Raw genomic sequence first — 19329 nt, forward strand, 5'->3', positions numbered from 1 at the left:
TCTTCCTCGGCCCCTTAGTGAGCGGTTTCCGCGTGGCTCATGTCCATGCCTTCCATACCCTGGTGCGTGTTGTGCTCGCCTTCAGGCTGGGTCATGTCCATGCTCATGCCGTGATCCATAAATTTGCCAATAACGTCTTTGAACAGATTCGGTTTCACGTTAGAGAAGTACTCCACCTTGTTGTATTCGCTAGGTGCAGCCACTTTTTCGAACGCCGCCATGTCAGACATGGTGTTTGGAGACTGCTTCGCTTTTGCAACCCACTGGTCGAAAGTCGCGCGGTCTGGCGTAGCGATAGCTTTGAACTTCATACCCGAGAAGCCCGGGCCACTATAGCTGGCGGAGATACCGTCGTAGGTGCCTGCTTCATTCGCGATCAGGTGCAGGTTAGTCTGCATACCGGCCATCGCGTAAATCTGGCTGCCCAGACGTGGGATGAAGAAGGAGTTCATTACGGAGTTGGAGGTCACTTTGAACTGAACCGGAGTGTTCGCCGGGAAGGCGATTTCATTCACGGTAGCAATGCCCTGTTCTGGATAGATGAAGAACCATTTCCAGTCCATGGAGACCACTTCAATGGTAATAGGTTTTTCATCGTGAACCAGCGGTTTGCTCGGCTCAAGTGCGTGAGTGGTTTTCCAGGTCAGTACAGCAAGGAACAGGATGATCAGAATAGGTACCGTCCAGACCACAGCTTCCACTTTATTGGAGTGTGACCAGTTAGGGCTATACTTCGCATCTTTATTGCTCGCACGATACTTCCAGGCGAAACCAACAGCCATCAAGATGGCAGGAATAACCACAATCAACATCAGGCCAAAAGCCGTCAGTATCAATGAACGTTGTTCCAGTCCAATCTGTCCTTTGGGGTCTAGTAGTGCAGAATCGCAGCCACTGAGTAATACAGTGCCTGCGAATAATGACAACCATCCCAAACTTTTATTGTATTTCCTGAGTCTCATTTAACGACCTCAATTCCACGGGAGTCTGGTGGCGTTTAAAGTGTGGGGGCATTTTACGGGAAGGTTACATTACTGTAAACATCATTAGCCCTGTGTCAGGAAGGTGTTACCGGGTTCTGCCGCACATGTCACAAGTGTTGCAAATTATGTCGCGTTTTCCGGGGGAAGCCGCACGGAGCGGGCGTTATAACGAAAGGGTGCCCCAGCATACCGCAAAAGGGACAATTGGTATAACCATTGTGAAAAACACACAAATAATTAACAATTAATTATCAATAAAAAGACAACTAAAAAACGAAAATTCAATCTTTCGAATGCTGAATCGTTTAACGGAAAATAGCGTAGCGAAATAAGCTCCAATAATTTCCGAATGCTATCCCGCACAAAACAACAAATATTTTTTTTGCCGATGGCGGTTATTTCGCCGTTATAATTTCGTGTCGTTATTACAACGGGAAATAACCTTTCGCTTTTTACTTCATGTCATCTGCGTTTTCCGCAATGACATGAAATCCAGCATCCCACCGGTCAGGATACCCACGATGGCGAGTAACACCCCTGCATCAAGCAGCTGGGTTTCAAACGGAAGCGACAAGGTGGTCGTCGCATTCAAGATGAGTACCGCGAGCCACACTACCAGCGCAAGACAACCAGCCATCAGCAGACGCAGGGCAAACCGATAGGCAGCCTGATATTCCGTGCGCGGCATGAAGTGTTCCGTCCGCTGGGTATATTCCAGCGTCTGGCGACAGACCAGCAGCAATAAAATCCCCGGCACCGCCGCCACCACCGAGAAGAGATAAAACGTCGGCCAGCCGTGAGCTTCAACAAACCAGCCCGCGACGGGGCCAACGTATACGCGCCCGACGGCAGAAAGGGCAGACAGTAGCGCAAATTGGGTGGCGGAAAATGACTTATTGCACAGCGTCATCAGCAGGGCGACAAATGCCGCAGTGCCCATACCGCCACACAGGTTTTCAAAGAATACCGCCGTCGCCATGCTGATCATATGCTTGTCGGTGATCGACAGCAGCCAGTAACCGGCATTCGATGCGCCCTGAAGGATGCCGAAGATCAGCAGAGCGCGGAACAGCGTCAGGCGCTGCATTAATACACCGCCGTACAGCGCGCCGACGATCGTGGCAAACAGTCCCAGGGTTTTGTTCACCACGCCGACTTCGCCCGCATCAAACCCGACGCCGCGGATCAGGAAGGTGGTGGTCAGACTCATGGCGAAAGCGTCGCCAAGCTTATAAAGGACAATCAGCAGCAGGATCAGCCAGGCATTATTGCGACCAAAGAAATCGCGGAGCGGTGCGGCGACGGCCTGCTCCAGCGAGCGGGGGACCGGAATCACATCGCTCGGTTCAGGCGCGAATAGCGTGGCAATAATGCAGGGGATCAGCAGAGCGGCCATCAGCCAGTACATTCCCTGCCAGCCGAGATAGCGGTCGGCAAGCCAGAGGGCCAGCCCGCCGGAAACCAGCATACCCAGGCGGTAGCCAAGCACGCTGATTGCCGCACCGGCGCCACGCTCTTCTGCTGGCAGGACGTCCGTCTTCCAGGCGTCAAAAACAATGTCCTGCGAAGCGGAGCAGAAGGCGATGACCACCGCAAGCGCGGCCATCCAGCGCAGCTGTGTTGACGGCTCAAGGAAACCCATTGCGGCAATGGCCAGCAACAGCAGCACCTGCGTCATCACTAACCAGCCGCGACGGCGCCCGAGGAACGGTGGGGTATAGCGATCCATCACCGGCGACCACAGGAACTTAAAGACGTAAGCCTGGCCGACGAGCGAGAAGAAACCAATGGTTTTAAGATCGATGTTCTCAACCGTCATCCACGCCTGTAACGTGCCGGAGGTGAGCGCAAGGGGTAAACCGGAGGCGAAACCAAGGATCAGCAGAATAGCTGATTTCGGTTGCTGGAAAATACGTAAGTAGTGACTGGACATGTTCTTATGAACTGACCCGGTGAAGCACCGGGTCAGTCAGCAGGATTAACGGGCGTTCTGCTTGATGAAGTCGTGAATGCTGGTGTCCTGTGCCATGTCGGCAATGGTGTCAGTCAGCACACTGTTAACCGCGTCAGCGATATTTTTGTTGGAGGCCTGGAATGCGCCTTCAACGGAATAGCTTGCACGGTAGTTTTTGTTCATTTTATTGCCGTTCTTCGCGGTAGCAATGATGGCGATATCGGCTTTGGTCGCAATGTTGTAGCGAACGTTACCCTGGGAGACGTCAGCGTACAGGTTGTTCACGATGATTTGCAGATCAACCGCGCCGCTTGGGCCAATCATGTAGCCACGGGAGGTCATCTGTTTTTCCAGCACTTCCTGCAACAGGAAGCGCAGGTCGCGGGAGGCGGTCAGCGTGACCTGCTGGTTGTCGCGAGTCACTTTCGCCAGCGCCTGGTCCTGACGCTGATCGGCGCCATTAATGCTGACTGTGACGCCCATCAGGCTTGGATCCTGCTGAGGCAGGGTAATTTTTGGTGAAACGTCAATGGTCGTCGGCGGAGTCGCGCAGCCGGCGAGCATAAAGAGTGCTACCAACGGAAAGAAGAGTTTTTTTAACATTTTCGGGTTCTCAACGAATCGTAAGCAAAGAGAGAAAAATTGCCGCCATCATAACATCGCTAACGGCCAGGGGAAGTGGTCAACGCATGTAAATTCATCGCCTTGTCCGAAAACTGACCACCTTTCCGCTTTTCTCTGCCTGTAAGTGACAAAACGTATGAACCTCATAGTGAACTTCATTCGTTTGGATGAGAAAATCAGACGAAAGCTAAATATTTGTTGTCAAGGTGTAATGGAACCGGTAAAAGCGGCTAATATTTAAAGGGATGGGTGACACCTTAGCGTTGTCGGAGGAGTGATTTCATGATGATACGTGAACAGATAGAAGAAAAATTAAGGGCAGCGTTCAACCCTGTGTTTCTCGAAGTTGTCGACGAAAGCTATCGTCATAACGTGCCGGCAGGTTCTGAAAGCCACTTTAAAGTGGTTCTGGTCAGCGATCGCTTCACGGGAGAACGTTTCCTGAACCGACACCGCTTGATCTACAGCACCTTGACGGAAGAACTCTCCACAACCGTACATGCGCTGGCGCTGCATACCTACACCATTAAGGAATGGGAAGGGCTACAGGATACGGTATTCGCATCACCGCCTTGTCGGGGTGCAGGCACCATCGCCTGATAAATCGGATTTGCAACCGCCGGAGTTTTTCCAGTATGTTGCTTACAGATTTCGTCAAAACGGCCTTCGGGCCGTTTTGTTTTGTCTGAGTTTTGAGCGGATGGCGCGTTTTTAAGGCTAAAAATAGCCTTAAAGTGTGAAAAAAGCCGCAGCAACATGCTCCAACCGTTCTCGACTCACCTAAGTGATGCCGCTATAATGCCGCGTCTTATTGAATGTCTTCGGGATGATTCTGGCGACAGGGAATGTGAATCTGCACATAAGAGAGCATCCCGGTATAACAGACAGATTCAGAGTTGACCGAGCACTGTGATTTTTTTGAGGTAACAAGATGCAAGTTTCAGTTGAAACCACTCAAGGCCTTGGCCGCCGTGTAACGATTACTATCGCTGCTGACAGCATCGAAACTGCTGTGAAAAGCGAGCTGGTCAACGTAGCAAAAAAAGTACGTATTGACGGCTTCCGCAAGGGCAAAGTACCAATGAATGTTGTTGCTCAGCGTTATGGCGCTTCCGTGCGTCAGGATGTGCTGGGTGAACTGATGAGCCGCAACTTTATCGACGCGATCATCAAAGAAAAAATCAATCCAGCCGGCGCGCCGAACTACGTTCCAGGTGAATACAAGCAGGGCGAAGACTTCACCTACTCCGTAGAGTTCGAAGTGTACCCGGAAGTTGAGCTGAAAGGTCTGGAATCTATCGAAGTTGAAAAACCGATCGTTTCCGTGACTGACGAAGACGTTGACGGCATGCTGGATACCCTGCGCAAGCAGCAGGCGAACTGGAAAGAGAAAGAAGGCGCTGTTGACGCGGAAGACCGCGTAACCATCGACTTCACCGGTTCTGTAGACGGCGAAGAGTTCGAAGGCGGTAAAGCGTCTGACTTCGTACTGGCGATGGGCCAGGGTCGTATGATCCCAGGCTTCGAAGACGGTATCAAAGGCCACAAAGCGGGCGAAGAGTTCACCATTGACGTGACCTTCCCTGAAGAATACCACGCTGAAAACCTGAAAGGTAAAGCAGCGAAGTTCGTTATCAACCTGAAGAAAGTGGAAGAGCGCGAACTGCCAGAACTGACTGAAGAATTCATCAAGCGTTTCGGCGTGGAAGATGGTTCTGTTGCGGGTCTGCGTACCGAAGTGCGTAAAAACATGGAGCGCGAGCTGAACGGCGCTGTACGTAACCGCGTGAAGTCTCAGGCGATTGAAGGTCTGGTGAAAGCGAACGACATCGACGTTCCTGCTGCCCTGATCGACAGCGAAATCGACGTTCTGCGCCGTCAGGCTGCACAGCGCTTCGGTGGCAACCAGCAGCAAGCGATGGAACTGCCACGCGAGCTGTTCGAAGAGCAAGCGAAACGTCGCGTTGTTGTCGGCCTGCTGCTGGGCGAAGTGATTCGTACCCACGAGCTGAAAGCTGACGAAGAGCGTGTGAAAGGCCTGATCGAAGAGATGGCTTCTGCATACGAAGACCCATCAGAAGTGATCGAGTTCTACGGTAAGAACAAAGAGCTGATGGACAACATGCGCAACGTCGCACTGGAAGAGCAGGCTGTTGAAGCGGTACTGGCGAAAGCGAAAGTGACCGAAAAAGAGACCTCTTTCACCGAACTGATGAACCAGCAGGCATAATTTCGCCCCGACGGTTTAAAGTTTGAACAAAAAACCCGTTGCCCTCCGGCGACGGGTTTTTTTTATCACAGCTTTAGTCCTGGAAGGGTGCTAAAACGCCCTTTCAGTGTTAGCGTTACAACAAAACGTTGTTATGCTTGAAATAGGGCATGACGACCCCCATTAGTATGTAATCACGATGATTGAGACTGGCTGATAATCCGTCCATAAGGTTACAATCAGTACAGCAGGTGTTTTCAATTTTGAACCAGGAGACGGAAATGTCATACAGTGGCGAACGAGATAACTTTGCACCCCATATGGCGCTGGTGCCAATGGTTATTGAACAGACCTCACGCGGTGAGCGTTCTTTCGATATCTATTCCCGTCTGCTCAAGGAACGCGTTATCTTTCTGACCGGCCAGGTGGAAGACCATATGGCTAACCTGATCGTGGCGCAGATGCTGTTCCTGGAAGCGGAAAACCCGGAAAAAGACATTTACCTGTACATCAACTCGCCAGGCGGTGTGATTACGGCGGGCATGTCAATTTATGACACCATGCAATTCATCAAGCCGGATGTCAGCACCATCTGTATGGGGCAGGCGGCGTCCATGGGTGCTTTCCTGTTAACCGCAGGGGCGAAAGGTAAGCGTTTCTGCCTGCCTAACTCCCGCGTGATGATTCACCAGCCGCTGGGTGGTTACCAGGGCCAGGCGACGGATATTGAAATCCACGCCCGAGAAATTCTGAAAGTAAAAGCGCGCATGAATGAACTTATGGCGCAGCATACGGGTCAACCTCTCGAGCAGATCGAGCGCGATACCGAGCGCGATCGCTTCCTCTCTGCACCAGAGGCAGTTGAGTACGGCTTAGTCGACTCCATTTTGACCCATCGTAATTGATGCCCGCGACGCGAGTGTGCCGCTATACTAAGGTAGGGCGGAACGTTGCCTGTAAGCAGCTTGCGTCTGAGAATGGCATTTGCGTCGTCATGTGCGGCACATAGAACTTAAAAAGAGGTTTGGACTCATGACAGATAAACGCAAAGATGGTTCGGGCAAACTGCTGTACTGCTCTTTTTGCGGCAAAAGCCAGCATGAAGTGCGTAAACTGATTGCCGGGCCGTCCGTGTATATCTGCGACGAATGCGTCGATTTATGTAACGACATCATTCGCGAAGAGATTAAAGAAGTCGCGCCGCACCGTGAGCGCAGCGCGTTACCAACGCCACACGAGATTCGCCACCACCTGGACGACTATGTCATTGGTCAGGAGCAGGCGAAAAAAGTGCTGGCGGTGGCGGTATACAACCACTACAAACGTCTGCGTAACGGCGATACCAGCAATGGCGTAGAGCTGGGCAAAAGTAACATTCTGCTGATCGGGCCTACGGGTTCTGGTAAAACCCTGCTGGCGGAAACGCTGGCGCGCCTGCTGGATGTTCCGTTCACCATGGCGGATGCCACCACCCTGACCGAAGCCGGTTATGTGGGTGAAGACGTTGAAAATATTATCCAGAAGCTGCTCCAGAAGTGCGATTACGACGTACAGAAAGCCCAGCGCGGGATCGTCTATATCGATGAGATCGACAAAATCTCCCGTAAATCAGACAACCCGTCGATCACCCGTGACGTCTCGGGCGAGGGCGTGCAGCAGGCGCTGCTGAAGCTGATTGAAGGTACGGTTGCGGCTGTTCCACCGCAGGGTGGGCGTAAACATCCGCAGCAGGAATTCTTGCAGGTTGATACCTCCAAGATCCTGTTTATCTGTGGTGGTGCGTTTGCAGGCCTGGATAAAGTGATCTCTCACCGTGTGGAAACCGGCTCCGGCATTGGTTTTGGCGCAACGGTGAAAGCCACGTCTGAAAAACCAAACGAAGGCCAGCTGCTGGCGCAGGTTGAACCGGAAGATCTGATCAAATTCGGTTTGATTCCGGAATTTATCGGCCGTCTGCCTGTTGTGGCGACCCTGAACGAACTGAGCGAAGACGCGCTGATTCAGATCCTGAAAGAGCCGAAAAACGCGCTGACCAAGCAGTATCAGGCGCTGTTTAATCTGGAAGGCGTTGAGCTGGAATTCCGTGACGAAGCACTGGACGCGATTGCCAAGAAAGCGATGGCGCGTAAAACCGGTGCCCGTGGCCTGCGTTCTATCGTAGAAGCAGCATTGCTCGACACGATGTACGATCTTCCTTCTATGGAAGACGTTGAAAAAGTCGTGATCGACGAGTCCGTCATTGGTGGCCAGTCCAAGCCGTTACTGATTTACGGTAAACCGGAAGCGCAGCAGGCATCTGGCGAATAATTCACCATTTCATACAATCAGTTAATCAAAAAGGGGGGATTTTATCTCCCCTTTACTTTTTCCGTATTCATGGCGTTGAATGTATGGGAAACATCCCCATATACTGGATTACATGTTAATGGTTGTGTGAAGCACAGTTACATGACCAGTTTACCTGGCGGACACTAAACTAAGAGAGAGCTCTATGAATCCTGAGCGTTCTGAACGCATTGAAATCCCCGTATTGCCGTTGCGCGATGTGGTGGTTTATCCGCACATGGTCATACCCTTATTTGTAGGGCGGGAAAAATCTATCCGTTGCCTCGAAGCCGCCATGGATCATGATAAAAAAATCATGTTGGTCGCGCAGAAGGAAGCATCAACGGATGAGCCGGGTGTAAACGATCTTTTCACCGTCGGGACCGTGGCCTCTATTTTGCAGATGCTGAAGCTGCCAGACGGCACCGTGAAGGTGCTGGTGGAAGGCTTACAGCGTGCGCGTATTACCACTCTGTCAGACGATGGCGAGCACTTCTCTGCGAAGGCAGAGTACCTTGATTCACCGGAACTTGATGAGCGCGAACAGGAAGTGCTGGTACGCACCGCGATCAGCCAGTTCGAAGGCTACATCAAGCTGAATAAGAAAATCCCACCTGAAGTGCTGACGTCGCTGAACAGCATCGACGATCCTGCACGTCTGGCGGATACCATCGCTGCGCACATGCCGCTGAAGCTTGCTGACAAACAGTCCGTGCTGGAAATGTCCGACGTTAACGAACGTCTGGAATACCTGATGGCGATGATGGAGTCTGAGATCGATCTGCTCCAGGTTGAGAAGCGCATTCGCAACCGCGTCAAAAAGCAGATGGAAAAATCGCAGCGTGAGTACTATCTGAACGAGCAAATGAAAGCCATTCAGAAAGAGCTCGGCGAGATGGACGATGCGCCGGATGAAAACGAAGCGCTGAAGCGTAAGATCGACGCGGCGAAGATGCCGAAAGAGGCGAAAGAGAAAGCCGAAGCTGAGTTGCAGAAGCTGAAAATGATGTCTCCGATGTCGGCAGAGGCGACCGTCGTGCGCGGCTATATTGAGTGGATGGTGCAGGTTCCGTGGAATGCCCGCAGCAAGGTCAAAAAAGACCTGCGTCAGGCGCAGGAAATCCTCGATACCGACCACTACGGCCTGGAACGCGTGAAAGACCGCATTCTTGAGTACCTCGCGGTACAGAGCCGTGTGAACAAAATCAAAGGCCCAATTCTGTGCCTGGTAGGGCCTCCAGGCGTGGGTAAAACCTCTCTGGGCCAGTCCATCGCCAAAGCGACCGGACGTAAGTATATCCGTATGGCGCTGGGCGGCGTACGCGATGAAGCGGAAATCCGCGGCCATCGTCGCACCTATATCGGTTCCATGCCGGGCAAGCTGATCCAGAAGATGGCGAAAGTGGGGGTTAAAAACCCGCTGTTCCTGCTCGATGAGATCGACAAAATGTCTTCGGACATGCGTGGCGACCCTGCGTCGGCGCTGCTGGAAGTGCTTGATCCAGAACAGAACGTGGCGTTCAGCGATCACTACCTGGAAGTGGACTACGACCTGAGCGATGTGATGTTCGTGGCGACCTCCAACTCCATGAACATTCCGGCCCCGCTGCTGGACCGTATGGAAGTGATCCGTCTCTCCGGTTATACCGAAGATGAGAAGCTGAACATTGCTAAGCAGCACCTGCTGCCGAAACAGATTGAGCGTAACGCGCTGAAAGCCAACGAGCTGACCGTCGAGGACAGCGCGATTATTGGCATCATTCGCTATTACACCCGTGAAGCGGGCGTGCGTAGCCTCGAGCGTGAGATCTCTAAGCTGTGCCGTAAGGCGGTGAAACAGCTGCTGCTGGATAAGAGCCTGAAGCACATTGTGATTAACGGCGACAATCTGCATGCTTACCTTGGCGTTCAGCGCTTCGACTACGGTCGTGCGGACAACGAAAACCGCGTTGGTCAGGTGACCGGTCTGGCATGGACGGAAGTGGGCGGCGATCTGCTGACCATCGAAACCGCCTGTGTCCCGGGCAAAGGCAAGCTGACCTACACCGGTTCACTGGGTGAAGTGATGCAGGAGTCCATCCAGGCGGCGCTGACCGTGGTGCGCGCGCGTGCGGAAAAACTGGGTATCAACCCGGATTTCTACGAAAAACGCGACATTCACGTTCACGTTCCGGAAGGGGCGACGCCGAAAGATGGCCCAAGCGCGGGTATTGCCATGTGTACGGCGCTGGTTTCCTGCCTGACAGGGAACCCGGTTCGTGCTGATGTGGCCATGACCGGTGAAATTACGCTGCGTGGTCAGGTACTGCCTATCGGCGGGTTAAAAGAAAAACTGCTGGCGGCACACCGCGGTGGGATCAAAACCGTATTGATCCCTTACGAAAATAAACGCGATCTGGAAGAGATTCCGGACAACGTTATTGCCGATTTGCAGATCCATCCGGTGAAACGCATTGAGGAAGTTCTGACTCTCGCACTGCAAAATGAACCGTCCGGAATGCAGGTTGTAACCGCAAAATAGTGACCTCGCGCAAAGAGCGCCAATAAAAACAAGGCTGGTAAGTCATTTCGTACTTGCCAGCCTTTTTTTGTATAGCTAATTTAGATTGCTGATTGGGTTAGCCATCAACAACGGGTGTTGTAAGGTCATAGCAGGACTGATATAACTGCTGCGCGGTCGCGCTGTGAAGGATTCAGGTGCGATATAAATTATAAAGAGAGGAAGAGAACAGTGAATAAATCTCAACTGATTGACAAAATTGCTGCGGGTGCTGATATTTCTAAAGCTGCAGCGGGACGTGCTTTAGATGCTTTAATTGCTTCTGTTACTGAATCTCTGCAAGCTGGGGACGACGTTGCACTGGTAGGCTTCGGTACTTTTGCGGTTAAAGAGCGTGCAGCCCGTACTGGCCGCAACCCTCAGACCGGTAAAGAGATCACCATTGCTGCCGCTAAAGTGCCGGGTTTCCGTGCAGGTAAAGCGCTGAAAGACGCAGTAAACTGATTGCTTTCCCGCTCCAGGGAAGCTGAAAAGTACAAGGGCGCATCGTTTGATGTGCCTTTTTTGTTTGTCCAGACCTGATTTGTGCGAGTTTATGCGAGTTGTGGGCTGACAATTGCCCTGTTTTCTTGTCACAATACGCCTTTACGCGCGACGGTCAGGATTTTCCGTCAGCGTCAGGTAACCAGTCACCTACAGCGGAGTGTTGTTACACCATGATGGACAGCTTACGCACGGCTGCTAACAGTCTCGTGCTCAAGATTATTTTCGGTATCATTATCGTGTCGTTCATATTGACCGGTGTGAGTAGTTACCTCATCGGCGGTGGCGCGAACTACGCCGCAAAAGTGAATGGCCAGGAAATTAGCCGTGGGCAGTTCGAGAACGCTTTTGCTGGTGAACGTAACCGCATGCAGCAGCAACTGGGCGACCAATACTCTGAACTTGCAGCCAACGAAGGCTATATGAAAAACCTGCGTCAGCAGACGCTGAACCGCCTTATCGACGAAGCGCTGCTGGATCAGTACGCGAAAAGCCTGGGTCTGGGCATCAGCGATGAGCAGGTTAAAAAAGCCATCTTCTCGACGCAGGCTTTCCAGTCTAATGGGAAGTTCGACAACGCGCGTTACAACAGCATTGTTAACCAGATGGGTATGACGGCTGACCAGTACGCTCAGGCGCTGCGTAACCAGTTGACCACGCAACAGCTGATCAACGCGGTGGTGGGCACCGATTTCATGCTGAAAGGCGAAACTGAAGAGCTGGCGGCACTGGTGGCGCAGCAACGCGTGGTGCGTGAAGCGACGATTGATGTCAACGCACTGGCAGCGAAACAGCAGGTTAGCGACGCTGAAGTTAATGCTTACTACGAGCAAAACAAGAACAACTTCATCTCTCCGGAACAGTTCCGCGTAAGCTATATCAAGCTGGATGCAGCTGCGATGCAGGAAAACGCGACTGACGCCGAGATCCAGTCTTATTACGACCAGCATCAGGATCAGTTCACTCAGCCGCAGCGTAACCGTTACAGCGTGATCCAGACCAAAACGGAAGCAGAAGCGAAAGCCGTGCTGGACGAGCTGAACAAAGGCGCTGATTTCGCCACCTTAGCGAAAGCAAAATCCACCGACATTATTTCTGCCAAAAACGGCGGTGATATGGGCTGGCTGGAAGAGTCCACTACCCCGGACGAGCTGAAAAATGCAGGCCTGAAAGAGAAAGGCCAACTGTCTGGTGTAATCAAATCCTCCGTTGGTTTCCTGGTGGCGCGTCTGGACGATGTTGTGGCGGCGAAAACCAAGCCGCTGGCTGACGTTCGTGATGATATCGCTGCGAAAGTGAAGCAGGAGAAAGCGCTGGACGCCTTCTATGCTCTGCAACAGAAAGTGAGCGATGCCGCAAGCAACGACAACGAATCACTGGCGGGTGCTGAGCAGGCTGCTGGCGTTAAAGCGGTTGAGACGGGCTGGTTCAGCCACGAAAACCTGCCGGAAGAACTGAACTTCAAACCAGTTTCAGATGCCATTTTCAATGGTGGTCTGGTCGGTGAGAACGGTACGCCGGGCAGCAACTCAGACATCATTACCGTTGACGGTGACCGTGCGTTCGTACTGCGCGTCAGCGAGCACAAAGCCGAGGCAGTGAAGCCCCTGGCGGAAGTGAAAGATCAGGTGGTGGCGCTGGTCAAACACAACAAAGCGGCACAGCAGGCAAAACTGGATGCAGAGAAAATTCTGGCCGATCTGAAAGCCGGTAAGAACGATGCGCTGAAAGCGGCTGGCCTGAGCTTTGGCGAAGCAAAAACGCTGAGCCGTACCGGTCAGGATCCTGTCAGCCAGGCGGCGTTTGGCCTGAGCCTGCCGGCGAAAGACAAACCTGTCTTTGGCACCACGACCGATATGCAGGGTAACGTGGTGCTTCTGGCGCTGGATGAAGTAAAAGCCGGTACGCTGCCAGACGCGCAGAAGAAGGCCATGGTTCAGGGAATTACCCAGAACAATGCCCAGATTGCTTTCGAAGCGATGATGAGCAACCTGCGTAAAGAAGCCAAAATCAAACTGGGTGATGTGGTCACTCAGGAGCAATAATTACGTATCTGCTCGCAGATTTTAGTAACGCTCTGCAAAAACTAAAGGCCGCTTTCGCGGCCTTTTCCATTTCTGCAATCTGTTGTTTGTCCCTGTTTTCCCGTGCGGTTATCGTGGCGTGGCTGTCAACAAACAAGGAGAAAACAGCATGAAATGTGGAATCAAAGCACTGTTAATTACACTGGCTATTGCCACTTCCGGGATGAGTGCGGGCGCGCTGGCGGCGTCCCCCTCGGTTAAAGCGCAGGCTGCACAAAACCAGGCCGATGCAACGTCACAAGGTCATGTTAAAGCCAACGCGACGGCCAGCACGAAAGCCATTGAGGACGAGGGTACGCGGGTCAGTATCAATACTGCCTCTGCGGACGATCTTGCTCGCGTTATGAATGGTGTGGGTCTAAAAAAAGCGCAGGCCATCGTCAGCTATCGTGAAGAGTATGGCCCTTTCAAAACCCTTGACGATCTCAAGCAGGTGCCGGGTATGGGCAGCGCGCTGGTTGAGCGCAATCTCGCACACCTGACGCTGTAATCGCGTAATCACTTGCACTGCGGCAAAAATTTGCCAGGATAAAGAGGTCATACCAGTTATGACCTCTGAACCTATAACAACGAAAGGCTATTGCGCTATGCAGACACAAATCAAAGTCCGTGGTTATCACCTCGATGTTTACCAGCACGTCAATAACGCCCGCTACCTTGAATTTCTTGAAGAGGCGCGCTGGGACGGTCTGGAGAACAGCGAAAGCTTCCAGTGGCTGACCGCACACAACATCGCGTTTGTGGTCGTCAATATCAACATTAACTACCGCCGCCCGGCTGTGCTGGGGGATGTGCTCACCGTGACCAGTGAGGTCCAACAACTGAATGGCAAAAGTGGTGTATTGAGCCAGGTCGTTACGCTGGAGCCAGAAGGGCAGGTGGTGGCCGATGCGCTGATCACCTTTGTCTGTATCGATCTCAAAACCCAGAAAGCGTTGCCGCTGGAAGGGGAGTTGCGCGAAAAGCTGGAGCTGATGATCGCGTAAGAAATGTTCAGGAATAACTGTGCTGTCGACACTTACCGTTCGACAGCACGGTCAGGTAGCCCTTATTTCAGCCCGGTCTTTTTCTGCATCGCGGCCATCACGCCCGCTTTATCCGCAAAATAATGATTCAGACCGTTCGCGCGCAGGTTACAGGCGGCACACTGCCCGCAGCCGTCCCCTTTAATGCCGTTGTAGCAGGTCAGGGTCTCGTTGCGAACAACATCCAGCTTGCCCCAGTAGTCGGCCAGGGCCCAGGTTTCAGCCTTATCCAGCCACATCAGCGGCGTTTCGAAGCGGGTCTCTTTTGCCATTCCCAGATCGACAGCGTGATTGAGTGCTTTCACGAATTCATCCCGGCAGTCCGGGTAGCCAGAGAAGTCGGTCTCACATACGCCCGTGATCACCGCTTCGGCTTTCACCTGGTAGGCATAGATCGCCGTCAGGGTCAGGAAGAGAATGTTGCGGCCCGGTACGAAGGTGTTCGGAATGCCGCTGGCATCCGGTTCGTAATCAGGCACCGGAATGCTGTCGCGGGTGAGGCTGCTGACGGCCAGTTCATTTAACAGCGTCACGTCCAGCACTTTATGAGCGCGGGCGCCCAGTTTGAGGGCCAGTTCACGAGCGACATCGATTTCAGCGCGATGACGCTGACCATAATCAAAAGTGACGCAGTGCACTTCATCATACTGGTGAAGCGCCTGAATCAGGCAGGTGGTGGAATCTTGTCCTCCGCTGAACACGACGACGGCACGTTTCATAGATCATCTCGACAGTTACAGTAAAAGCGTCATGTTAACGCCTGGCTAAAGCGGCGACCAGCTTCTTCACGCGTTTGGGGGAGGAAGCCAGGCTTCGGTGAAGTCAAACCAGCCGCGAGTGTTAAGGCGTATGCCGTTGACGCCCGGAGGCGCGCTGATTTGATACTGGTAGTTAAAGAGCGGCGTCAGGACGGCTGTCTCCATTAACCGGCTGAATATAGCCTGAAGTCCTGCGTGTCGGTCACGTTCGTCGGCCTGCGTCTGCACCGCATCCAGCGTGGCCTGCAAATGGGCGTATGCCGGTGCGCTCAGCAGATGCGGCCAGAGCGCATCGCAGCGGAGCCACTGCTCAAGCGTGTACGCTGGCGCTTCGCCAATCAGTCTGTCTCCCATCATGATGTCTGCATCGGCAAGCTGCTGGCACCCGTCCCACGTTTTGGCGTCGTGAAAGATGACGGTCAGTTCACAACCCTGCCGCGCAAGGTATGCTTTTAACTGGCTGGCCATGGTGTGAAGCTCAACCGGCAGGTGGTAGACGAGCGTCAATGCCTCTGGCAGCGCAACGTCGGTTAAATCAGGCCATTGGGGGATCGCCCAGCCGGGAAGCAGTTCCTCGGTAGGGGTGATGAGCCCTTCGTTCAGGGGAAGCGTGTGCAGCAGCGTTGAGAGATGAATGATATTAATCAGCCGCTTTGCCTGAAGTTCGCTCAGACGTGGGCTCTGTTTCAGCGTGAGGTAGCAGAAACCCAGACTGGTGCTGTTACTCACCAGCCGCAGGCTGGCCAGCTCGTCGGCCTCGCCAATGGCGATTTGCACCGGGTGGCGACAGCTGGTGCCCAGACTGTAGTCAAAAAGCTGGGGCGTGATCCAGTACTCGATAGCCTTAAGCAACGGATGGCCAAGGTGATACTGCTCGTGGCTTTCCAGACGCACCAGTTCAGGCTCAAAAACGCTCAGTCGAAAGGGACCGCTGCCCACCACGGGGTAATCGGGATGCGCCAGACGGCTACAGTAGGTTGCCAGCCTGTGCGCCAGCCAGTAGTCAGGTTGATGGAGAATAAACGTCAGGCACTGCGGATGCGTGGTTTCGATACGTAAGACGCTGCGGAAAAGCGTGCCCATGCCGGGCTGCGATAACAGCGCCGTCAGGCTTTTCCGGAGCTGTGCCGTCTCTATTTTATCGCCGTTATGCCAGTGCAGGGTGGAGCGAATGTAGAAATGCCAGCGCAGGCCCTCAGCGGAGATTTCCCAGTGATGCGCCAGATCGCCCGTGGGTTCACTGCTGGTACCATTAAAACGCGTCAAACCTGAGAATACCTGTCCCGCCAGATGCTGCTCCGCCCGGCCAGGGAGAAACCCCGGCTGAAGCGGCTCCAGCGAGCGATAGTAGGGAATACGCAGCGTCGGCGTATCGTTCTGCCACTGCCCGCCCATAAACGGATGCAGCAGCGATCGCAAATCTTCAGGCGCGAGCTGGGCCAGCTCCAGCGCGTTGTGCTGCTGTCCACTTTTCAGGGCCTCTTCCATCATCGTATTACGCAACGAGTCCGGGGTGACGTGAAAGCGTAATTCCCCACGCTTACCTCGTCCGGAGCGGGCGTGCCAGCTTAGCCAGCCCGCCTCCTGCGCCTGGCGCAGCAGGGTGCGAACATGTCGCTCGCTGCAAAAGCAGCGGCTGGCAAGTTCACTGATGGTAACCTGCTGCGGTGCGCCGGCGGAGGGGTGCCACAGACGCTGATACTGGTTAAGACGATTAAGCTGGCGCATGAAAAACCCGGAACAATAATTATCATCTATTCACTATTACTTCCGTATATCTCACGTAATACTGATGCACAAGTTAACCGCATCACATTTCGGGAGTAATTATGGCTCGGCTCGCTGCATTTGATATGGACGGCACGCTGTTAATGCCGGATCACCGTTTAGGGGAGAAAACCCTGAACACACTTAAGCGCCTGCGCGAGCGTGAAGTCACCCTGACGTTTGCCACTGGTCGTCATGTTCTCGAGATGCGCCATCTGCTGGGAACATTTGCCCTCGATGCGTTCCTGATCACCGGCAACGGGACGCGCATTCACTCCGTCGACGGCAATATGCTGCACCGTCAGGATCTGAATCCGGAAGTGGCGGACATTGTCCTGCACAGCACCTGGGATACGCAGGCCAGCGTGCATGTTTTTAATGATGAAGGCTGGTTTACCGGGCGTGAGATCCCGGCCTTGCTGCACGCTCACGTTTACAGCGGCTTTAAATATCAGCTTATCGATTTGCGCCGCATTCCGGCACACAAGGTGACCAAGATCTGCTTCTGTGGCGATCACGACGATCTCTGCCGCCTGCGTATTCAGCTTAACGAGGCGCTGGGCGACCGGGCGCACCTGACCTTCTCGGCGGTGGACTGCCTTGAAGTGCTGCCGGTGGGCTGTAACAAAGGATCTGCGCTGGCGGTGCTGAGCGATCATCTGGGGCTGACGATGCAGGACTGTATGGCCTTTGGTGACGCCATGAACGACCACGAGATGCTGAGCAGCGTGGGTCGTGGACTGATTATGGGGAACGCGATGCCGCAACTTATTGCCGCGCTCCCGCATTTACCGGTTATCGGACACTGTCGTAACGAAGCGGTGTCCCATTTTTTGACGCATTGGCTGGACAAAAATAACCTCCCATATTCCCCCGAATAGTGAGACCCTTCCAGCAAGCCAGGCTTTAGCCTGGCTTTTTTTTATTTCACCAGCTGCGAAATCTGCGCTTTCCACGGTTCTACATCGCCAATAGTTGCCTGCACCCATTCTGCGTTGTAATAGGTGTCCAGGTAGCGCTCCCCGCTGTCACACAGCAGCGTGACGACAGAGCCGGTACGGCCTTCTTCGCGCATCCTCGCGGCCAGCTGTAGCGCGCCCCACATATTGGTGCCGGTGGAAGCCCCGACTTTACGGCCAAGCTGTGTCTCCAGCCAGTGCGCCGTCGCGACGCTGGCGGCGTCCGGCACGCGGAGCATCTCATCCACAACGTCCGGAATGAACGAGGGTTCGACGCGCGGGCGACCAATCCCTTCGATCTTGCTCCCCACGGGGCTGCGCAGGCTGGCATCGCGGGATTGCCAGTAATCGAGGAACACCGAGTTTTGCGGGTCAACCACCATCAGCTGCGTATCATAACCCTGACAGCGGATATAACGTCCGATGGTGGCGGAGGTTCCGCCCGTGCCCGCGCTCATGACAATGTAAGAGGGAACAGGATGCGGCTCGTGGGTCATCTGGCGGAAAATGCTATCCGCAATGTTATTATTGCCGCGCCAGTCGGTGGCGCGCTCGGCGAAGGTGAACTGGTCCATATAGTGACCATTCAGTTCGCGGGCCAGCATTTCGGAGGCCGCATAGATTTCGCAGGCGCTTTCCACAAAGTGGCAGCGTCCGCCGTAAAATTCGATCTGTTCGACTTTACGTTTCGCCGTGCAGGAGGGCATCACGGCGATGAACGGGAGGCCCAGCAGGCGGGCAAAGTAGGCTTCGGAAACGGCAGTTGATCCGGACGACGATTCAATAATCGTGGTGCCTTCTTTGATCCAGCCGTTACATAAACCGTATAAAAAGAGTGAACGCGCCAGGCGATGCTTCAGGCTGCCGGTAGGATGGGTGCTTTCATCCTTCAGGTAAAGCTGAATGCCGGGAAATCCAGGCAGAGGCAGGCGGATCAAGTGGGTGTCTGCCGAGCGCTGATAGTCGGCATTTATTTCGCTGATGGCATGTTTAACCCAGTTGCTATTCATCGTAGTTATCCGTTTGTCATTTTGTGCCCAGCATAGCGAAAAGCACAGAAAAAATTGTTGCTATCTGACCTTTAAAATAGAATGTAAGGAGAATAATTTTCTCTTCGAGGTGGCTATGTTAGATAAAATTGATCGTAAGCTGCTTTCTTTGCTGCAAAGCGACTGCACCCTCTCTTTGCAGGCGCTGGCAGATGCCGTTAATCTGACCACCACACCGTGCTGGAAGCGCCTCAAGAAGCTGGAAGATGATGGCATTCTGCTGGGACGCGTGGCGTTGCTGGACCCCGAAAAACTGGGGCTTGGACTGACCGCCTTCGTCCTGATAAAAACGCAGCATCACAGTAGCGAATGGTACTGCCGCTTCGTCACCCAGGTTTCCGACATGCCCGAGGTGCTCGGCTTCTGGCGCATGGCGGGGGAATACGACTATCTGATGCGCGTTCAGGTGGCAGACATGAAGCGCTACGATGATTTCTACAAGCGGCTGGTCAATAGCGTACCGGGCTTGTCCGATGTTACCTCCAGTTTCGCCATGGAACAGATTAAATACACCACAGCGTTACCCATTGAATAACTTCTTAAAATACC

17 protein-coding genes are annotated in these 19329 nt (G+C 53.5%); 11 read left to right on the forward strand and 6 right to left on the reverse strand.

From position 1 onward, the window contains the following. Positions 1 to 14 precede the first annotated feature (14 nt). From cyoA to ACWKXX_RS00745, 3 genes are all read right to left on the reverse strand, one after another. Positions 15 to 962 (reverse strand): cytochrome o ubiquinol oxidase subunit II, encoded by a 948-nt coding sequence (gene cyoA / locus ACWKXX_RS00735; protein WP_006809886.1) that lies wholly within the window; start codon positions 960 to 962, stop codon positions 15 to 17. Positions 963 to 1440: 478 nt separating this feature from the next. After that, the gene (gene ampG, locus ACWKXX_RS00740; protein WP_017383190.1) at positions 1441 to 2916 is read right to left on the reverse strand and encodes a muropeptide MFS transporter AmpG; all 1476 of its coding nucleotides are present in this window, start codon (positions 2914 to 2916) and stop codon (positions 1441 to 1443) included. Positions 2917 to 2961: 45 nt separating this feature from the next. Further along, positions 2962 to 3540, reverse strand: coding sequence for a lipoprotein (locus ACWKXX_RS00745; RefSeq protein WP_003859052.1), 579 nt, complete (start codon positions 3538 to 3540; stop codon positions 2962 to 2964). Positions 3541 to 3843: 303 nt separating this feature from the next. Here ACWKXX_RS00745 and bolA point away from each other — a divergent pair, with 303 nt between their 5' ends. From bolA to ACWKXX_RS00790, 9 genes are all read left to right on the forward strand, one after another. Beyond that, complete coding sequence (gene bolA / locus ACWKXX_RS00750) at positions 3844 to 4161, forward strand: transcriptional regulator BolA (protein ID WP_003859051.1); 318 nt, start codon at positions 3844 to 3846, stop codon at positions 4159 to 4161. Between the two features lie 331 nt (positions 4162 to 4492). After that, the gene (tig, locus tag ACWKXX_RS00755; protein WP_015571277.1) at positions 4493 to 5791 is read left to right on the forward strand and encodes a trigger factor; all 1299 of its coding nucleotides are present in this window, start codon (positions 4493 to 4495) and stop codon (positions 5789 to 5791) included. Between the two features lie 260 nt (positions 5792 to 6051). After that, positions 6052 to 6675 carry an ATP-dependent Clp endopeptidase proteolytic subunit ClpP gene (clpP, locus tag ACWKXX_RS00760; RefSeq protein WP_006809880.1) on the forward strand — a complete coding sequence of 208 codons (624 nt, stop codon included), beginning with the start codon at positions 6052 to 6054 and terminating at the stop codon, positions 6673 to 6675. A gap of 127 nt (positions 6676 to 6802) precedes the next feature. Continuing rightward, positions 6803 to 8077: an ATP-dependent protease ATP-binding subunit ClpX gene (clpX, locus tag ACWKXX_RS00765; RefSeq protein WP_015571275.1), complete on the forward strand. Its 1275-nt coding sequence runs from the start codon at positions 6803 to 6805 to the stop codon at positions 8075 to 8077. A 184-nt stretch (positions 8078 to 8261) separates the two neighbouring features. Continuing rightward, positions 8262 to 10616: an endopeptidase La gene (gene lon, locus ACWKXX_RS00770; protein WP_014882775.1), complete on the forward strand. Its 2355-nt coding sequence runs from the start codon at positions 8262 to 8264 to the stop codon at positions 10614 to 10616. A gap of 210 nt (positions 10617 to 10826) precedes the next feature. Further along, positions 10827 to 11099 carry a nucleoid-associated protein HU-beta gene (gene hupB, locus ACWKXX_RS00775; protein WP_002444653.1) on the forward strand — a complete coding sequence of 91 codons (273 nt, stop codon included), beginning with the start codon at positions 10827 to 10829 and terminating at the stop codon, positions 11097 to 11099. 212 nt (positions 11100 to 11311) lie between these two features. Next, a complete protein-coding gene (gene ppiD, locus ACWKXX_RS00780) occupies positions 11312 to 13183 on the forward strand; it encodes a peptidylprolyl isomerase (RefSeq protein ID WP_017383192.1) in 1872 nt (623 codons plus the stop codon). Positions 13184 to 13331: 148 nt separating this feature from the next. Beyond that, complete coding sequence (locus ACWKXX_RS00785) at positions 13332 to 13712, forward strand: helix-hairpin-helix domain-containing protein (protein ID WP_017383193.1); 381 nt, start codon at positions 13332 to 13334, stop codon at positions 13710 to 13712. Between the two features lie 97 nt (positions 13713 to 13809). Then, a complete protein-coding gene (locus ACWKXX_RS00790; protein ID WP_017694410.1) occupies positions 13810 to 14208 on the forward strand; it encodes a YbgC/FadM family acyl-CoA thioesterase in 399 nt (132 codons plus the stop codon). Between the two features lie 62 nt (positions 14209 to 14270). Here ACWKXX_RS00790 and queC read toward each other — a convergent pair whose 3' ends face one another. Continuing rightward, the gene (gene queC, locus ACWKXX_RS00795) at positions 14271 to 14966 is read right to left on the reverse strand and encodes a 7-cyano-7-deazaguanine synthase QueC (RefSeq protein WP_015571271.1); all 696 of its coding nucleotides are present in this window, start codon (positions 14964 to 14966) and stop codon (positions 14271 to 14273) included. Between the two features lie 66 nt (positions 14967 to 15032). Beyond that, positions 15033 to 16733 (reverse strand): SgrR family transcriptional regulator, encoded by a 1701-nt coding sequence (locus ACWKXX_RS00800; protein WP_252066784.1) that lies wholly within the window; start codon positions 16731 to 16733, stop codon positions 15033 to 15035. Between the two features lie 101 nt (positions 16734 to 16834). Between ACWKXX_RS00800 and cof the strand changes: the two genes are divergently transcribed. Then, positions 16835 to 17653 carry an HMP-PP phosphatase gene (gene cof / locus ACWKXX_RS00805; protein WP_017383195.1) on the forward strand — a complete coding sequence of 273 codons (819 nt, stop codon included), beginning with the start codon at positions 16835 to 16837 and terminating at the stop codon, positions 17651 to 17653. A 41-nt stretch (positions 17654 to 17694) separates the two neighbouring features. Here the strand turns inward: cof and ACWKXX_RS00810 are convergent, their stop codons facing one another. Next, positions 17695 to 18741, reverse strand: coding sequence for a PLP-dependent cysteine synthase family protein (locus ACWKXX_RS00810; protein WP_015571268.1), 1047 nt, complete (start codon positions 18739 to 18741; stop codon positions 17695 to 17697). A gap of 115 nt (positions 18742 to 18856) precedes the next feature. On the opposite strand from ACWKXX_RS00810, the gene ACWKXX_RS00815 reads away from it, so the two are divergent. Then, positions 18857 to 19315, forward strand: a complete 459-nt coding sequence (locus tag ACWKXX_RS00815) for an Lrp/AsnC family transcriptional regulator (RefSeq protein ID WP_015571267.1) — start codon at positions 18857 to 18859, stop codon at positions 19313 to 19315. Positions 19316 to 19329: the final 14 nt, after the last annotated feature.

The organism is Enterobacter sp. UPMP2061 (assembly GCF_053709615.1).

Bases quoted from the DNA above. Each gene is read 5' to 3' on its own strand.
- ACWKXX_RS00815 (WP_015571267.1), top strand. From the start codon at position 18,857: ATGTTAGATAAAATTGATCGTAAGCTGCTTTCTTTGCTGCAAAGCGAC.
- lon (WP_014882775.1), top strand. From the start codon at position 8,262: ATGAATCCTGAGCGTTCTGAACGCATTGAAATCCCCGTATTGCCGTTG.
- ACWKXX_RS00810 (WP_015571268.1), bottom strand. From the start codon at position 18,741: ATGAATAGCAACTGGGTTAAACATGCCATCAGCGAAATAAATGCCGAC.
- ACWKXX_RS00800 (WP_252066784.1), bottom strand. From the start codon at position 16,733: ATGCGCCAGCTTAATCGTCTTAACCAGTATCAGCGTCTGTGGCACCCC.
- clpX (WP_015571275.1), top strand. From the start codon at position 6,803: ATGACAGATAAACGCAAAGATGGTTCGGGCAAACTGCTGTACTGCTCT.
- ampG (WP_017383190.1), bottom strand. From the start codon at position 2,916: ATGTCCAGTCACTACTTACGTATTTTCCAGCAACCGAAATCAGCTATT.
- cyoA (WP_006809886.1), bottom strand. From the start codon at position 962: ATGAGACTCAGGAAATACAATAAAAGTTTGGGATGGTTGTCATTATTC.
- queC (WP_015571271.1), bottom strand. From the start codon at position 14,966: ATGAAACGTGCCGTCGTCGTGTTCAGCGGAGGACAAGATTCCACCACC.
- bolA (WP_003859051.1), top strand. From the start codon at position 3,844: ATGATGATACGTGAACAGATAGAAGAAAAATTAAGGGCAGCGTTCAAC.
- ACWKXX_RS00785 (WP_017383193.1), top strand. From the start codon at position 13,332: ATGAAATGTGGAATCAAAGCACTGTTAATTACACTGGCTATTGCCACT.
- tig (WP_015571277.1), top strand. From the start codon at position 4,493: ATGCAAGTTTCAGTTGAAACCACTCAAGGCCTTGGCCGCCGTGTAACG.
- ppiD (WP_017383192.1), top strand. From the start codon at position 11,312: ATGATGGACAGCTTACGCACGGCTGCTAACAGTCTCGTGCTCAAGATT.
- ACWKXX_RS00745 (WP_003859052.1), bottom strand. From the start codon at position 3,540: ATGTTAAAAAAACTCTTCTTTCCGTTGGTAGCACTCTTTATGCTCGCC.
- clpP (WP_006809880.1), top strand. From the start codon at position 6,052: ATGTCATACAGTGGCGAACGAGATAACTTTGCACCCCATATGGCGCTG.
- cof (WP_017383195.1), top strand. From the start codon at position 16,835: ATGGCTCGGCTCGCTGCATTTGATATGGACGGCACGCTGTTAATGCCG.
- ACWKXX_RS00790 (WP_017694410.1), top strand. From the start codon at position 13,810: ATGCAGACACAAATCAAAGTCCGTGGTTATCACCTCGATGTTTACCAG.